Raw genomic sequence first — 16415 nt, 5'->3', positions numbered from 1 at the left:
AATGGATTGTTTTAATTGGCTACATGCAAAGCCAATCTGTCACGGACGTCTTAAAGCCAGTCCTCAGGACTTCATCGTTAATGAAGAACTTGGTTTTAAATTTAGCGGTACAGGCGAGCACCTGATGGTGAAAATTCGCAAAGTCGGTGAAAACACCAAATATGTAGTGAATGAGTTAGCTAAAGCATGTGGTGTTAAATCACGTGATGTTAGCTGGGCTGGGTTGAAAGATCGCCATGCAATCACTGAGCAATGGTTAAGCGTTCACTTACCGGGTAAAGCTGATCCTGATTTAAGCCAATTTGAAGCTGAACATCCAGGTGTCGAAATTCTTGAAGTGACACGCCATGATAAAAAATTACGCCCAGGTGATTTAGCGGGGAACTGGTTCCAATTACGCCTTACTGATCTAGATAACCTTGATGCATTAACTGAGCGTCTGGAAATGATCAAAGCACAAGGTGTTGCAAACTATTTTGGTGAGCAGCGTTTTGGTCATGGTGGTAATAACGTGGTTAAAGCACGTGCTTGGGGTAATGATGAATTCCGTGTACGTGATAAGAGTAAGCGAAGTTTTTACTTATCAGCAGCACGTTCTTGGATGTTTAACCAAGTATTATCAAAGCGAATTGAGCAAGGTTTAACCTCAACCATTATGGTAGGCGATTGCTTACAAATGGCAGGCGATGAGCGCACGTTTGTTGCTGATGTGGTAACCGATGTACTCCAACAGCAAGTCAATAGTGGCGAGGTAGCGATTACCGGTCCGTTGCTTGGTGATAATGCTCTGCCAACTCAAGCTGAAGCACAAGCATTTGAGTTAGCAATTGTTGAGCAAGAACCTGCTTTGGTTAAGCTTGTTCGAGATAACCGAATGCGTCATGATCGTCGCGCATTATTATTAATGCCTAATAATATGCAATGGCATTTTGAAGACAAAGATTTGATTGTTTCATTTGCTCTGCCTGCTGGTAGTTTTGCCACCTCGGTAGTGCGTGAGTTAATCATGCCACTTAACTCTGAGGTTGTGAATGATGAGAATATTGATCAGCAATGATGATGGCATTTTTGCCGAAGGCATTAATACACTTGCAAAAGAATTAAGCCAACTGGCCGATGTAATTGTGGTTGCACCCGATCGAAATCGATCGGGTGCTTCAAATTCATTGACCTTAGATTATCCACTGCGTATTCGACAAGAAGCTGAAAACCGTATTTCAGTACAAGGAACGCCAACTGATTGTGTGCATTTTGCACTGAATGAATGGTTGGATGAACGTCCCGATATTGTCGTTGCAGGGATCAATCATGGCGCTAATTTAGGTGATGACGTGCTGTATTCCGGTACTGTGGCAGCGGCAACAGAAGGGCACTTTCTAGGTGTTCCTGCTATTGCAGTATCACTTGTTGGTAATACACACTTTATAACGGCAGCAAAGGTTGTGAAACAAGTGATTGAACAGCTATCTAAGCAGCCATTACCCAGCAACAATATATTAAATATTAATGTTCCTGATGTGCCTTTTGAGCAACTTAAAGCTTGGCAAGTCACTCGTCTTGGGGCAAGACATCGTGCTGAAAATATGATCAAAGAGCATGATCCAAGAGGCCAACCACTATATTGGTTAGGCCCTCCTGGTCAATGCCAAGATGCTGGTATTGGTACTGACTTTTATGCGATAGAGCAAGGAGCGGTATCAATCACGCCTCTACAAGTCGATTTAACCGCGCATGATGCCATGGTTGGAATTGAGGGCTGGATGAAAAATGTGGAGATCCAGTAGTCATGCGGTATCAAAATCAAGTAGATAGCTTGATAACATTTTTAAACAATAAAGGGATAAGTAATCAACGTGTTCTCAATGCGATTGCAACAGTGCCTCGAGAGCGTTTTATTGATGAAGCTTTTTCCTATCAGGCATACGAAAACAATGCGTTACCCATAGGTAGCGGACAAACGATTTCTCAGCCTTATATTGTAGCAAGGATGACAGAGTTACTAGGGTTAACCTATCAATCCTCTGTATTAGAGATTGGTACTGGCTCTGGATATCAAACCGCCGTATTAGCACAGCTGGTTGAGCATGTTTATTCGGTTGAACGAATTAAAGCGTTGCAGTGGCAGGCCAAACGACGTTTCAAGCAGTTAGAGTTACATAATATATCAACCAAACATGGCGATGGCTGGCAAGGATGGGCAAGCAAAGGTCCCTTTGATGCGATTATCGTGACAGCTGCAGCAAGTGAGATCCCCCAGAGCTTACTTGCTCAACTTGTTGATGGTGGACGATTAATTTTACCTGTTGGTTGTCAACAGCAAGAATTGAAATTGATTGTTCGAAATGGCGAAGCATTTTGCGAAACCGTGATTGAACCCGTAAGATTTGTGCCTTTATTGGCTGGAGATTTGGCTTAAACCATGAATACAGAGTGTATGATGAAAAAAATAATTCAACCTTCCTTGTTAGCGGTGACGAGTATGATCCTGCTATCAGCTTGTAGTAGTCATACACCAGCACCGGTTGCCAATCTCAGCAAAGATTACTCACAATTAGAGCGTGGTAGTTTTAAAGGAAATTCATACACGGTAAAGAAAGGAGATACGTTATATTTTATTTCCTATGTTACGGGGCAAAATGTAAAAGATATTGTGAAAATCAATAATCTATCAGAGCCTTATATTATCTATCCAGGCCAGCGTTTAGTGCTCTCTAGTGGAAGTAATAGTTCATCATATAGTTCTTCAACGCCTCCTGTTGTGGTCAAGCCTCCTGTTGTAAATACCACTCCAACAACACCGAAAAAGCCAGTTGTTAAACAACCAGAGCAAAAAACAACCAATAAAACGGTTGCACAGCCAAAACCAAAAGAGTACTCTGAAAACTCAAAAGTTAACAAACCTGTAACAACTAAGCCAAGTACAAGTTCAGCAACATCTAAATGGGCTTGGCCTGTAAAAGGTAAAATTATTGCTGGTTTTTCTAATTCAGATAACGGCAATAGAGGTATTGATATTGCAGGTACGCGAGGAGAAGCTATTAAGGCGACTGCCGCAGGTCTTGTTGTATATGCTGGTGATGCGCTACCGGGTTACGGTAATTTAGTCATTATTAAGCATGGTGAAGACTACTTAAGTGCTTATGCACACAACGACAAAATTTTCGTAAAAGAACAACAACAAGTAAAAGCTGGGCAAAAGATAGCTTCCATGGGAAGCACTGGGGCTAGCAGTGTAAGGCTACACTTTGAAATTCGCTATAAGGGTAAATCCGTCGATCCGATGCGTTATTTACCGAAGTAAAAAGTGAAAGATCAATGATGCAGTAATAAGAGATGACATGATGAAGTTGTAATGTCTTGCTAACTCGCCATCTGGGAGGCGCTATGAGTAGAAGCAGCACAGCCACAAACCTTGATTCATTCACTTTAGACGAAGAACTGGATATTGATGTACCAGCACCTACGTCTGCTGATGATAGTTCTGAAACTACCGCAGCATCACCTGTAACCGATGATACAGATGATGCTGAACTTGCCAAATATGAGTCCACTCAAAAAGCACTGGATGCAACTCAACTCTATCTCGGTGAAATTGGCTATTCGCCCTTACTTACCGCAGAAGAAGAAGTATTGTATGCACGACGCGCATTAAGAGGCGATGAAGTCGCCCGTAAACGTATGATTGAAAGTAATCTTCGTTTAGTGGTTAAAATATCACGCCGTTATAGTAACCGAGGACTTGCGTTACTCGACTTAGTCGAAGAAGGTAATTTAGGCCTGATCCGCGCGGTTGAGAAGTTTGATCCCGAGCGTGGATTCCGTTTTTCTACCTATGCCACATGGTGGATCCGTCAAACGATTGAACGGGCTATCATGAATCAAACCCGTACTATTCGGCTGCCAATCCATGTCGTTAAAGAGCTCAATGTCTATTTACGTACAGCACGTGAATTAGCACAAAAGCTGGATCATGAGCCAACAGCAGAAGATATCGCTCAACAACTGGAAAAACCGGTTGATGATGTGAACCGTATGCTGCGCTTAAATGAGCGTGTGAGCTCGGTCGATAATCCGATCGGTGGGGATTCTGAAAAAGCACTGCTTGATATTATTCCTGATGAGAAAGGTGGCAGTCCTGAATCATCAACCCAAGACGATGATATAAAAAACTCTATTGTTCACTGGTTACAAGAACTCAACCCTAAACAACGTGAAGTGTTAGCGCGTCGATTTGGCCTATTAGGTTATGAGGCATCAACATTAGAAGATGTGGGACGAGAAATTGGTTTAACCCGTGAACGAGTACGTCAAATTCAAGTTGAAGGCTTACGACGTTTGCGTGATATGTTGACTCATCAAGGGTTAAATATCGAATCACTATTTAATCAAGAAGTTTAGATTCAATATGGCTTTAACAATTATTTAAATCACTTTTTAAGAGTCAATAATGAATTTAAAGTAATAAAAAAGGACGCTTCAGCGTCCTTTTTTGTATCTGATTTTAATGATGTTTAATTAAAGCAGCGCTTTTAAACGATAGAGCTCATCAAGTGCTTGACGTGGTGTTAACTCATCAGGATTAACGTTTGCTAAAGCTTCTTCTACTTCACTCGGCTCTGGGATCAAACTTAATTGATGCTCTTCTTTAGGTGCGCCCGTTGTGATCTCGCTAGGTTGCAGAGCTTGTTGGTGACCTGATGCCTCCAATTGCTGTAGTTTGATCTTAGCGCGTTTAATCACCGTCTTAGGCACCCCAGCTAAGCTCGCTACCGCTAAACCATAAGACTTGCTTGCGGCACCTTCTTGTACAGCATGCATAAAGGCGATTTCATCACCATGCTCAACGGCATCAAGGTGGACGTTAGCTAACCCTGTTAATAGTGATGGCAGCTCAGTCAATTCAAAGTAATGAGTCGCAAAAAGTGTCATGGCTGAGATTTTATCCGCGAGCCATTCTGCACTTGCCCATGCCAGCGATAAGCCGTCATAAGTACTGGTACCACGACCAATTTCATCCATTAAGACTAAACTTTGCTTGGTCGCATTGTGAAGAATATTAGCCGTCTCTGTCATTTCAACCATGAAAGTTGAGCGACCAGATGCTAAGTCATCAGAGGCACCAATACGGGTAAAGATGCGATCTAATGGACCAATTTTTACCGCTTCAGCTGGGACAAAAGAGCCAACATGTGCCATTAACGCAATTAATGCGGTTTGGCGCATATAGGTTGATTTTCCCCCCATATTAGGACCCGTGATGATTAACATACGACGGTCTTGATGAAGCGAAATAGGGTTGGCAATGAACGGTTCACTTAGCACATGCTCAACGACAGGGTGACGACCTGCTGTGATTTCGATACCTGTTTCTGTCATTAACTCAGGGCGACAGTAATTAAGGCTATCAGCACGTTCAGCAAGGTTGGTTAATACATCAAGCTCTGATAATGCACTTGCTGCATTTTGCAGTTGTTCAAGGTGAGGCAATAGCTTATCAAACAGCTCTTCCCATAACTTCTTCTCAAGAGCGAGTGCTTTTGATTTAGAATTTAAGACTTTATCTTCATGCTCTTTAAGCTCAGGGATGATGTAACGCTCTGCGTTTTTCAGTGTTTGGCGACGAACATAATGACTTGGTACTAAGTGACTTTGACCACGGCTTACTTGAATAAAGAAACCGTGTACTTGGTTGAAGCCCACTTTTAGGCTGTCGATGTCGTGACGTTCGCGTTCACTGGCTTCTAATTCTTCTAAGAATTTAGTTGCGCCATCTGCTAAATCACGCCACTCATCAAGTTCTGCGTTATAACCCGGTGCAAGAACGCCACCATCACGAATGATAACCGGTGGATTTTCAATAATGGCATGCTCAAGTAATTCACATAGCTCGTCCATCGGCGCTGCGTGAGTGGCTAAGTCGTTAATGCGTGTTTGGGGTATTTCCGCTAATAATTCAGCAAGTTCTGGTAGATACTGCATTGCTGTTCGCATGCGTGCTAAATCGCGTGGACGTGCTGAACGTAATGCAAGACGCGCAAGAATACGTTCTAAGTCACCCATGTGACGCAAGACGCCCGATACATCGACAAACATGCCGCTATTTTTAAATGCTTCAATGGCATCTAGGCGACCATTTAATTGTTTTTGATCGCGAATAGGTTGGTGAAGCCAGCGTTTTAATAAACGACTCCCCATCGGCGTTGAGGTTTGATCGAGGACGGCAGCTAGTGTGTTATCGTAGCCACCGGCAAGGTTTTGCGTTAACTCTAAATTACGACGTGTCGCAGCATCTAAGATAACCGCATGATCTTTAGTATCTAAAGTGATCGCACGAATATGTGGTAATGCCGTACGTTGGGTGTCTTTGACATATTGCATTAAACAGCCAGCCGCACATAGCCCTAACTCCGCATTCTCAACCCCAAAGCCGATTAAATCACGGGTACCAAATTGCAGAGTGAGTTGCTGGCGCGCGGTATCTAATTCAAACTCCCAAATAGGGCGACGACGTTTGCCTTTAAACGGTTCTACTAAATGTAGGTAGGTAAAATCTTCAGGATAAAGTAGTTCAGCAGGACTAGTACGTTGTAATTCAGCCTGCATTTCTTCTTCGCTGTTTGGCTCTGTGAGCATGAAGCGACCAGAGGTGATATCTAATGTTGCGTAGCCAAATTTATTATTTGCAGTATAGATAGCGGCAATTAAGTTATCACGTCGCTCGTTGAGTAACGCCTCATCACTGACCGTACCTGGCGTGACGATACGTACGACTTTACGTTCAACAGGGCCTTTACTGGTAGCCGGATCACCAATTTGCTCACAAATCGCAACAGATACACCTTGCTGAACCAATTTAGCTAAATAACCTTCAACCGCATGGTAAGGCACACCGGCCATCGGAATAGGCTCGCCATTGGTTGAGCCACGTTTGGTTAGCGAAATATCAAGCAGTTGAGAGGCACGTTTCGCATCATCAAAAAACATTTCATAGAAATCACCCATGCGATAGAACAATAATATATCAGGGTTCTCAGCTTTGATTCTTAAGAACTGCTGCATCATAGGTGTATGTTTTTCTAAGCCTTTTATCGTCACGATATTGCCTACTCTTGCTTGAACGTGGTCATGCCGACATAACAGCATGACCCATGAATATTTGATCGCTAAGGATACGTGAATCTGGCTATAGGGCAAAGTAGCGAAATACGTTTTTTTAGATATTTGCATTAGCCTTAGATAGGGGTAAAGTCGAGAAAAGAAATTGTAATTCGTATTATGAAACGAAATATCGAGAGCATTTCACGTTGATAGCGCTAGCAAGGAGCAAATAAAAATGAATATAGAACAACTTGCGACAGATTTAGGTCAGGCATTAAAAAATAAAAATTGGGTTGCAACGACAGCGGAATCTTGTACTGGAGGTGGTGTTGCTTATGCGATCACTGAAATTGCGGGCAGCTCTGCTTGGTTTAATCGCTCGTTTGTTACCTATAGCAACGAAGCAAAGCAAGAAATGTTAAGTGTTTCTAGCGCGACGTTAGCAGAATTTGGTGCGGTAAGTGAAGCTGTGGTATTTGAAATGGCTTGTGGCGCATTAGCGGCTTCACGGGCAGATATCAGTGTGGCGATCAGTGGCATTGCTGGCCCTGATGGTGGCAGTGAAGAAAAACCTGTCGGTACTGTCTGGTTTTGTTGGGCTGATGTAACGGGTTGGCGACAAACAACGTGTTGCCACTTTGAAGGCGATCGAAAAAATATACGATTACAAGCGATTGCTAAGGCATTGTCTGTCATGCTTGAACGAGCATCAAGTGTGGTGGAGTAGCACAAGGCTAATGCACATTTAACAAAAAAATTATGATCATCTATAGACACTGTATGAATAGACAGTATACTAGGCGGCATAGAAATACTTCACTCATTTCATTTTAGCATCCGTTGGAGAGTCGAATGGACGACAACAAACAAAAGGCTCTTGCCGCAGCGTTAGGCCAGATTGAGAAGCAGTTCGGTAAAGGTTCAATCATGAAGTTGGGCGATAACCGTACTATGGATATCGAAACCATTTCAACTGGTTCATTATCGTTAGATATTGCACTCGGTGCTGGTGGTTTACCGATGGGACGTATTGTAGAAATTTACGGTCCAGAATCATCTGGTAAAACAACTTTAACCCTTGAAACGATTGCAGCAGCTCAGCGTAAAGGAAAAACCTGTGCTTTCATCGATGCTGAACACGCACTTGATCCTATCTATGCGCAGAAGCTAGGTGTTGATATCGATCAGCTATTAGTTTCTCAGCCAGATACAGGTGAGCAAGCGCTTGAAATTTGTGATGCATTAGCTCGCTCTGGCGCGGTTGATTTAATCGTTGTTGACTCAGTGGCTGCTCTAACACCTAAAGCTGAAATCGAAGGTGAAATGGGCGACTCACACATGGGTCTCCAAGCACGTATGCTTTCACAAGCGATGCGTAAGTTAACGGGCAACCTTAAGCAGTCAAACTGTATGTGTATCTTCATCAACCAAATCCGTATGAAGATTGGTGTGATGTTCGGTAACCCTGAAACGACTACTGGTGGTAATGCACTGAAGTTCTATGCTTCTGTTCGTCTTGATATCCGTCGTACTGGCGCAATCAAAGAAGGAGACGAAGTTGTTGGTAACGAAACACGTATTAAAGTAGTTAAAAACAAAATTGCAGCACCGTTTAAGCAAGCTGAAACTCAAATTCTTTATGGTCAAGGTTTCAACCGTAACGGCGAGCTCATTGATTTGGGTGTTAAGCATAAGTTAGTAGAAAAAGCGGGTGCTTGGTATAGTTACCAAGGTGATAAAATTGGTCAAGGTAAGGCAAACTCTTGTAAGTACTTGGTCGAAAACCCTGCAATTGCTGCAGAAATTGAGAAAAAATTACGTGACTTGCTACTAACACCTGTGACTGAGGGTGATCAAGTTGACGAGAAAAATAGTGATATTGAAGAAGACGAAGCATTCTAAATTACGTTAATTCGTATCAAGAAACCCAATCTTAGGATTGGGTTTTTTTATATCTGGTGTATTTTAGTTATAGAATGAAAATTAGATCCTCCTTAGTGTTGTATTTTGTTTTAATATAAATGAACGTTATTTTTTACTAAGCTATAACGGTAACTCATTGATATCGCTTAATAGGTATATAGAAAGTGAAAGACGGTTTTTCGTTATTACATTGGACAGGACGCATTTTTAAGCGTTTCGCGTTATGGCTCTATAGTATTAGGCATATTTTTGTCGCATTATTTGTATTGGTTAATAGCGGTTTAATTTTCCATACTATTTATGGTTTACCGATTGATTTGATCGCGATCTTTAATGTGAAAGATTATGAGCAAATTAACCATAGTTTTTTAACTAACGCGCCTTATTTCATGCTGGGTGTATTTATAGCTTTAAGCTCTATTGGACTCTTTTTTAGAGCTCGAATATCGTGGATGATCAGTTTCACTTTAATGATCATCGATACGCTTTATACCGCGCATATCCACCCTGATCAGACCTATAATATTCACTATGGCTTAATTTCTTTATTAATTTTATTTCTAGTTCGTCGCCATTTTTCAAGAAGCAGTGTTGCTGCGGGTAGTATTTTTGCGTTGATCAGCGTGATCACGTTAATGCTCACGTCAACCTATGGTGCGCTGTATTTTGGAGATGGTTTTGACCCTAAAATTACCTCATTATTGACCGCGTTTTATTACGCGATAGAAACTATGTCGACAGTGGGGTATGGTGATATTGTTCCCGTTTCGGAGCCTGCACGATTATTTACTATCTCAGTCATAGTGTCTGGTATCACGGTCTTTGCTACATCGGCGACATCAGTATTAGGTCCTGTTGTTCATAGTGGTTTTGAGCGACTTGTTAAAGGTAATACTAAAAAAATGAATAGAACTAATCATTTTATTATTTGTGGCTTATCTAGCCTTGCAATCAATACAATAAAGCAACTGTCTTCTCGTAAACAACCAATCACCGTGATCGTATCTCCTCGGACTCAACAAGCAGCGAAGGATTTACTTGAAGATTTAGATGTTGTAGTGGGGGATTACAGCGACGGTGAGATCTTAACTCAAGCCGGTGTCATGAATGCAAAAGCGGTGCTCGCATTAAGTGATGACGATGCTGATAATGCTTTTATTGTGCTGTCAGCGATTGAATTAGAAAGCAGTGCACGTACGGTTGCATTGGTAAATGACAGTAAAAATATTAATAAAGTGAAAAGTGTGAATCCTGATATTGTGATTTCACCGCAGCAATTTGCTAGTGATATTTTAGCGCGGGTGTTAAATGGTGAAAGTATTGATAGTGATTCGATCGTTTCTTCACTTCTTAACTCTGTTCAAGGCTTATCAGCAAAAGAGATCTCGAAATAGGTAGCCGAAAAGTGTTTATCTCATAAATTACGCGAACGTCTCATTCAATCCTGAGCTATCACCTACCAAATGCATTAAATAATCGGATTATTTAATGCATTTTCCCATATAACATTTTCAGTTATTGCTGCCGTTGTTTTACAATAGCCCCCAAAAAATTTATCTTAGTTCGATTACTCAGCTCGACCTTTTAACTAAAGTATGTTTTTCATACCCAAAAAGGCGAGGAGGAAGATCACATAAGTATGATTTTCTGTCTTTCAATAAAGCATTAATTCAGGATTTGCCAATGTACATGAGCACTGATGAGATCCGCCGTGCGTATCTTGCGTTTTTCGAGAGCAAAGGCCACCAAATAGTGGAAAGCTCCTCTCTTGTACCTGCGAACGACCCAACATTGTTGTTCACAAACGCGGGTATGAACCAATTTAAAGATGTTTTCTTAGGTTTAGAAAAGCGCAGCTACACGCGAGCGACAACGGCTCAGCGCTGTGTACGCGCAGGTGGTAAGCATAACGACCTTGAAAATGTAGGTTTTACAGCGCGTCATCATACATTCTTCGAAATGTTAGGTAACTTCAGCTTTGGCGATTACTTCAAGCATGATGCAATTGCATACGCTTGGGAATTTTTAACCTCTGTTCTTAAACTGCCAGCTGATCGTTTGGTTGTGACTGTTTATGAAACCGATGACGAAGCATTTGAAATCTGGAACAAAGAAATAGGTATTCCAGCTGATCGTATCGTGCGTATCGGCGATAAGAAAGGTGGCAAACCTTTTGAGTCTGACAACTTCTGGCAGATGGGGGATACAGGTCCTTGTGGTCCATGTACAGAAATTTTCTACGATCACGGTGATCACATTTGGGGTGGACGTCCAGGTACACCAGAAGAAGATGGTGACCGTTTCATCGAGATCTGGAACAACGTATTTATGCAGTTCAACCGTCAAGCTGACGGTACAATGGAACCGCTACCTAAGCCTTCTGTTGATACCGGTATGGGTATTGAGCGTATTGCTGCAATTATGCAAGGCGTACACTCAAACTACGAAATCGACATTTTCCAAACGCTAATCAAAGAAGCGGCGAAAGTGATCGGCTTTGACGATCTGTCTAACCAATCACTACGCGTTGTGGCTGACCACATCCGTTCATGTGCTTACTTGATCTCTGATGGTGTTATGCCGTCAAACGAAGGTCGTGGTTACGTACTTCGTCGTATTATCCGTCGCGCAGTGCGTCACGGTAACAAGCTAGGCGCACAAGGTGCATTCTTCTACAAGCTTGTAGGTCCACTTGCTGAGATCATGGGTACCGCTGGTGAAGAGCTAAAAGCACAGCAAGAACTAGTAGAAAAAGTTCTTAAGATTGAAGAAGACAACTTTGGTCGTACTCTTGACCGAGGTTTGACAATTCTTAACGAAGCACTAGATAACTTAGACGGTAAAGTGCTTGATGGTGAAACAGTATTTAAACTATACGATACGTACGGTTTCCCTGCTGATTTAACCAACGATGTTGCTCGTGAGCGTGGCTTCACTATTGATGAAGACGGTTTTGAAGCGGCAATGGAAGAACAACGTCAACGTGCTCGTGATGCGGGTAACTTTGGTGTTGATTACAACGATGCAATCAAAGTTGATGCTGAAACAGAATTCTGTGGCTACAGCGCAACAGACGGTGAAGGTGAAATTGTTGCCCTATACCGTGATGGTGTTGCTGTTGATAGCGTAAATGCAGCTGAAGAGGCGCTAGTCGTACTTACGAATACACCATTCTATGCAGAGTCAGGTGGTCAGTGTGGTGATAGCGGTATTCTTACTGCTGAAGGTGTACTGTTCAACGTTGCTGATACGCAAAAGTTTGGTGCAGCAATTGGTCATAAAGGTCAAGTTGCTGAAGGTACACTAACTGTTGGTCAAAAACTAACAGCGTCTGTAGATTCAACGCGCCGTGCAGCAATCAGCCTAAACCACTCAGCAACACACCTAATGCACGCAGCACTGCGTAACATTTTAGGTGAGCACGTAGCTCAGAAAGGTTCATTAGTCAAAGCTGATGGTCTACGTTTCGATTTCTCTAATCTAGAAGCCGTTAAACCAGAACAACTACGCGCTGTAGAAACCATGGTTAACGACCAAATCCGTGCTAACCATGCGATTGAAACCAATATTATGGACATCGAAGCGGCGAAAGCGAAAGGTGCAATGGCACTATTTGGCGAGAAATACGATGATGAAGTACGCGTACTAAGCATGGGTGAGTTTTCAACTGAGCTTTGTGGTGGTATTCACGCAACTCGCACTGGTGACATTGGTCTATTTAAGATCCTATCTGAAAGCGGTATCGCGGCTGGTATTCGTCGTATCGAAGCGGTAACAGGCGCTGCGGCAATTGAAGCGATGCATAACGAAGATGTAATGCTAGCTAAGACTGCTCGTCTAGTGAAATCTGATTCAGCATCAATTGTAAGCAAAGTGGAAGCATTAGTTTCGCACAGCAAGCAACTTGAAAAAGAGATCCAACAATTAAAAGATAAGTTAGCGGCACAAGAAGGCGCAACACTTATCAATCAAACACAAGAGATTAATGGCGTTAAAGTTTTAATCGCAAAACTTAATGGCGCAGATAATAAAGCACTTCGTGGCATGGTTGATGAACTTAAAAATCAGCTAGGCAGTGGTGTTGTTCTACTTGGTAATGTAAGCGACGACAAAGTAGGCTTAATTGCAGGTGTAACAAAAGATCTTATTGGCAAAGTTAAAGCGGGTGAACTCGTTAACTTAGTTGCTCAACAAGTTGGCGGCAAGGGCGGTGGTCGTCCTGATATGGCGCAAGCTGGTGGTACAGATGCTGCAGCATTACCTGCAGCACTAGAAACCGTTGCACCATGGCTAGCTGATAAACTGTAATTACTGGAGAGGTAATGTGGCACTATTAGTGCAGAAATTTGGTGGAACATCGGTTGGCTCAATAGAGCGAATTGAAGCGGTGGCTGAGCGTGTGATAAAAGCACGCCAGTCAGGCCATCAAGTTGTCGTTGTTCTTTCTGCGATGGCAGGGGAGACCAATCGTTTATTAGGTTTAGCTAAGCAAATAGACGAAATACCAACACCGCGTGAGCTAGATGTATTGCTTGCAGCGGGAGAGCAGGTGTCAATTGCCTTGTTAGCCATGGCATTGAATAAACGTGGCTACAGTGCGGTATCGTTGATCGCTGATCAAGTTGTTATTCGAACAGATAATGCATTTAATAATGCCACTATTCGTGAAGTTGAAACGCAGCGAATAACCGCATTACTTGGCGACGATAACATTGTTATTGTCGCTGGCTTTCAAGGTCGTGATATTGATGGCAATATTACGACATTGGGGCGCGGTGGTTCTGATACCACCGCAGTAGCGATTGCAAGTGCGTTAGATGCAGACGAATGTCAGATCTTTACTGATGTTGATGGCGTTTATTCTACCGATCCAAGAATTGTTCCTACAGCAATACGACTCGATGTCATTCATTTTGACTACATGACGTCAATGGCTCGTTTGGGTGCGAAAGTACTACAGCTACAATCTGTTGAGTATGCTTGCCAGCATCGCGTTCCACTTCGTGTACTTTCTTCTTTTGATGATAGTGAAGGGACGCTAGTAAATTTTGATAGTATGGTTTCATCAACTATTATTGGTATCGCGTTACAAAATCAACATGCGTTGCTTGAAATAGCGCTTCCAGAAACTGAGATCAGCAAACATTTAGCATTATTTGGTGGAACTGCGTGGATTATTGCTCATGCAAGTGATGAGAATAAATCACAAATAGTTGTTGTAAATGATGATATTGCACGCTTGAAGCTAGTTTTTGATAGTAAAATGCGCCATATTGGTATGGTCTCCATTCTTTCCTTAGTAGGAGATAACACGGAACACTATTTGGATTCAGTTCAAAAGGTGTTAAAGGAGGCTAACATTAAAGTGCATACTTACCAGAGTGACAAACAATGTTTATCTTTGTTAATTAATGATGATGATCATGTCGCTGCTGTAGATTTAATCCATAAAAGGTTTGTGGTTGACGGCCAAAGTCTGGATAATCAATCATATCTCGCTGTTTCTTGAGCAGTGGCTATTTACGAAGTCGTAAATAATATTGGATAGTAAACGTTAAATTCTTATAAGATTGAGATGACTCAAGGAGCACATAAATGTTAATTTTGACACGTCGCGTAGGTGAAACCCTAATGATCGGTGATGAAGTGACCGTAACTGTTTTAGGTGTTAAAGGTAACCAAGTACGTATTGGTGTTAATGCACCTAAAGAAGTATCTGTTCACCGCGAAGAAATTTACATGCGAATTCAAGCGGAAAAAGAAACAGACTCTCAGGGTTCTGGTAACTATTAATGTGAAGAAGGTCTGGTATAAAACTAGGCCTTTTTTGTTATAAATGAATGCGTTTAAATATTTATTTAATCGCGAGTAATTACAGGCCCCATTAAGTTAAAAGTAAGTGAATAATTCAACGCTTACGTTGTATAAATTACCTCATTGATTATTAAGTACGCATGCGGTTCGTGATTGTCATTTTTTATCAATAAAGTGATTGACTTATTTTTGGCTGACAGTAATATGAGCCCCCGAAAGACGGTGAGGTGGCCGAGAGGCTGAAGGCGCTCCCCTGCTAAGGGAGTATACGGTTTATCCCGTATCGAGGGTTCGAATCCCTCCTTCACCGCCATCTTTCAACTTGTTTTATCTTGATAAGATAAGTTAGCCATTAAGGCATTTAGTGCGCGCGTAGCTCAGCTGGATAGAGTACCTGGCTACGAACCAGGCGGTCGGAGGTTCGAATCCTCCCGCGCGCACCATTATTTAGAGTGATGAGTGGTAAACTTGTTATTCGCACCGATTTGTGTGGTGAGGTGGCCGAGAGGCTGAAGGCGCTCCCCTGCTAAGGGAGTATACGGTTTATCCCGTATCGAGGGTTCGAATCCCTCCTTCACCGCCATTATTATTGATGGCAACCTTGTTGATATCAATATGGTGTTTCTTTAGCGAGAAGCACCCAGTGCGCGCGTAGCTCAGCTGGATAGAGTACCTGGCTACGAACCAGGCGGTCGGAGGTTCGAATCCTCCCGCGCGCACCATTATTTAGGATGATGAGTGGTAAACTTGTTATTCACACCGATTTGTGTGGTGAGGTGGCCGAGAGGCTGAAGGCGCTCCCCTGCTAAGGGAGTATACGGTTTATCCCGTATCGAGGGTTCGAATCCCTCCTTCACCGCCATTTATTTTGCATTCGTCAACGATTATCGCAAGGTAAGGTTTGTCGACTGCACTATTTCCTTTTATAGCTCAAAGGAATATCTTTCTCTAAGTAAGAAAGAACAGTGCGCGCGTAGCTCAGCTGGATAGAGTACCTGGCTACGAACCAGGCGGTCGGAGGTTCGAATCCTCCCGCGCGCACCATTATTTAAACGTGATAAGCCTCAATGCTTGTTGCTGTTACACCGATTTAGTGCGCGCGTAGCTCAGCTGGATAGAGTACCTGGCTACGAACCAGGCGGTCGGAGGTTCGAATCCTCCCGCGCGCACCATTATTTAAAAGTGATAAGCCTTAACACTTGTTGCTATTACACCGATTTAGTGCGCGCGTAGCTCAGCTGGATAGAGTACCTGGCTACGAACCAGGCGGTCGGAGGTTCGAATCCTCCCGCGCGCACCATTACTTAAAAGTGATAAGCCTTAACGCTTGTTGCTGTTACACCGATTTAGTGCGCGCGTAGCTCAGCTGGATAGAGTACCTGGCTACGAACCAGGCGGTCGGAGGTTCGAATCCTCCCGCGCGCACCATTACTTAAAAGTGATAAGCCTCAATGCTTGTTGCTGTTACACCGATTTAGTGCGCGCGTAGCTCAGCTGGATAGAGTACCTGGCTACGAACCAGGCGGTCGGAGGTTCGAATCCTCCCGCGCGCACCATTACTTAAAAGTGATAAGCCTCAA

The 16415-nt window shown here is 42.8% G+C and carries 12 protein-coding genes and 10 tRNA genes; 21 read left to right on the top strand and 1 reads right to left on the bottom strand.

Annotated features, from left to right (window positions below):
- Position 1: 1 nt before the first annotated feature.
- From truD to rpoS, 5 genes are all read left to right on the top strand, one after another.
- Positions 2-1057: a tRNA pseudouridine(13) synthase TruD gene (truD, locus tag C9J41_RS08795; RefSeq protein ID WP_107294507.1), complete on the top strand. Its 1056-nt coding sequence runs from the start codon at positions 2-4 to the stop codon at positions 1055-1057.
- Complete coding sequence (gene surE / locus C9J41_RS08790) at positions 1035-1784, top strand: 5'/3'-nucleotidase SurE (RefSeq protein ID WP_107206636.1); 750 nt, start codon at positions 1035-1037, stop codon at positions 1782-1784. Before truD ends, surE begins: the two co-directional genes overlap by 23 nt.
- A gap of 2 nt (positions 1785-1786) precedes the next feature.
- Positions 1787-2416: a protein-L-isoaspartate(D-aspartate) O-methyltransferase gene (locus tag C9J41_RS08785; RefSeq protein WP_005371478.1), complete on the top strand. Its 630-nt coding sequence runs from the start codon at positions 1787-1789 to the stop codon at positions 2414-2416.
- 21 nt (positions 2417-2437) lie between these two features.
- Positions 2438-3301: a peptidoglycan DD-metalloendopeptidase family protein gene (locus C9J41_RS08780; RefSeq protein ID WP_107206637.1), complete on the top strand. Its 864-nt coding sequence runs from the start codon at positions 2438-2440 to the stop codon at positions 3299-3301.
- Positions 3302-3384: 83 nt separating this feature from the next.
- A complete protein-coding gene (gene rpoS / locus C9J41_RS08775; protein WP_107206638.1) occupies positions 3385-4398 on the top strand; it encodes an RNA polymerase sigma factor RpoS in 1014 nt (337 codons plus the stop codon).
- A 117-nt stretch (positions 4399-4515) separates the two neighbouring features.
- Here rpoS and mutS read toward each other — a convergent pair whose 3' ends face one another.
- On the bottom strand, positions 4516-7095 hold the full coding sequence (mutS, locus tag C9J41_RS08770; RefSeq protein WP_107206639.1) for a DNA mismatch repair protein MutS: 2580 nt from the start codon (positions 7093-7095) through the stop codon (positions 4516-4518).
- 238 nt (positions 7096-7333) lie between these two features.
- On the opposite strand from mutS, the gene pncC reads away from it, so the two are divergent.
- The 16 genes from pncC (at position 7334) to C9J41_RS08690 (ending at position 16391) form a co-directional block, all read left to right on the top strand.
- On the top strand, positions 7334-7825 hold the full coding sequence (gene pncC, locus C9J41_RS08765) for a nicotinamide-nucleotide amidase (protein WP_107206640.1): 492 nt from the start codon (positions 7334-7336) through the stop codon (positions 7823-7825).
- A 125-nt stretch (positions 7826-7950) separates the two neighbouring features.
- Positions 7951-9000: a recombinase RecA gene (gene recA / locus C9J41_RS08760; RefSeq protein WP_107246402.1), complete on the top strand. Its 1050-nt coding sequence runs from the start codon at positions 7951-7953 to the stop codon at positions 8998-9000.
- A 185-nt stretch (positions 9001-9185) separates the two neighbouring features.
- Positions 9186-10415: a voltage-gated potassium channel protein gene (gene kch / locus C9J41_RS08755; RefSeq protein ID WP_107206642.1), complete on the top strand. Its 1230-nt coding sequence runs from the start codon at positions 9186-9188 to the stop codon at positions 10413-10415.
- Between the two features lie 289 nt (positions 10416-10704).
- Complete coding sequence (alaS, locus tag C9J41_RS08750) at positions 10705-13329, top strand: alanine--tRNA ligase (protein ID WP_107294470.1); 2625 nt, start codon at positions 10705-10707, stop codon at positions 13327-13329.
- Positions 13330-13345: 16 nt separating this feature from the next.
- Entirely contained in the window at positions 13346-14530 is a 1185-nt protein-coding gene (locus C9J41_RS08745) for an aspartate kinase (RefSeq protein WP_107206644.1), read from the top strand.
- 86 nt (positions 14531-14616) lie between these two features.
- Entirely contained in the window at positions 14617-14814 is a 198-nt protein-coding gene (gene csrA, locus C9J41_RS08740) for a carbon storage regulator CsrA (protein WP_005371488.1), read from the top strand.
- Positions 14815-15056: 242 nt separating this feature from the next.
- A tRNA-Ser gene (locus tag C9J41_RS08735) sits at positions 15057-15148 on the top strand.
- A gap of 53 nt (positions 15149-15201) precedes the next feature.
- Positions 15202-15278, top strand: a tRNA-Arg gene (locus C9J41_RS08730).
- A 48-nt stretch (positions 15279-15326) separates the two neighbouring features.
- Positions 15327-15418, top strand: a tRNA-Ser gene (locus tag C9J41_RS08725).
- 62 nt (positions 15419-15480) lie between these two features.
- A tRNA-Arg gene (locus tag C9J41_RS08720) sits at positions 15481-15557 on the top strand.
- 48 nt (positions 15558-15605) lie between these two features.
- Positions 15606-15697: transfer RNA gene (locus C9J41_RS08715), tRNA-Ser, on the top strand.
- A 105-nt stretch (positions 15698-15802) separates the two neighbouring features.
- Positions 15803-15879: transfer RNA gene (locus C9J41_RS08710), tRNA-Arg, on the top strand.
- Between the two features lie 51 nt (positions 15880-15930).
- Positions 15931-16007 (top strand) — tRNA-Arg (locus C9J41_RS08705).
- A gap of 51 nt (positions 16008-16058) precedes the next feature.
- A tRNA-Arg gene (locus C9J41_RS08700) sits at positions 16059-16135 on the top strand.
- 51 nt (positions 16136-16186) lie between these two features.
- Positions 16187-16263, top strand: a tRNA-Arg gene (locus C9J41_RS08695).
- Between the two features lie 51 nt (positions 16264-16314).
- A tRNA-Arg gene (locus C9J41_RS08690) sits at positions 16315-16391 on the top strand.
- Positions 16392-16415: the final 24 nt, after the last annotated feature.

The organism is Photobacterium sp. GB-50 (assembly GCF_003026755.1).
Lineage (GTDB): Bacteria > Pseudomonadota > Gammaproteobacteria > Enterobacterales > Vibrionaceae > Photobacterium.
This window is presented reverse-complemented; position numbering and strand designations above follow the sequence as displayed.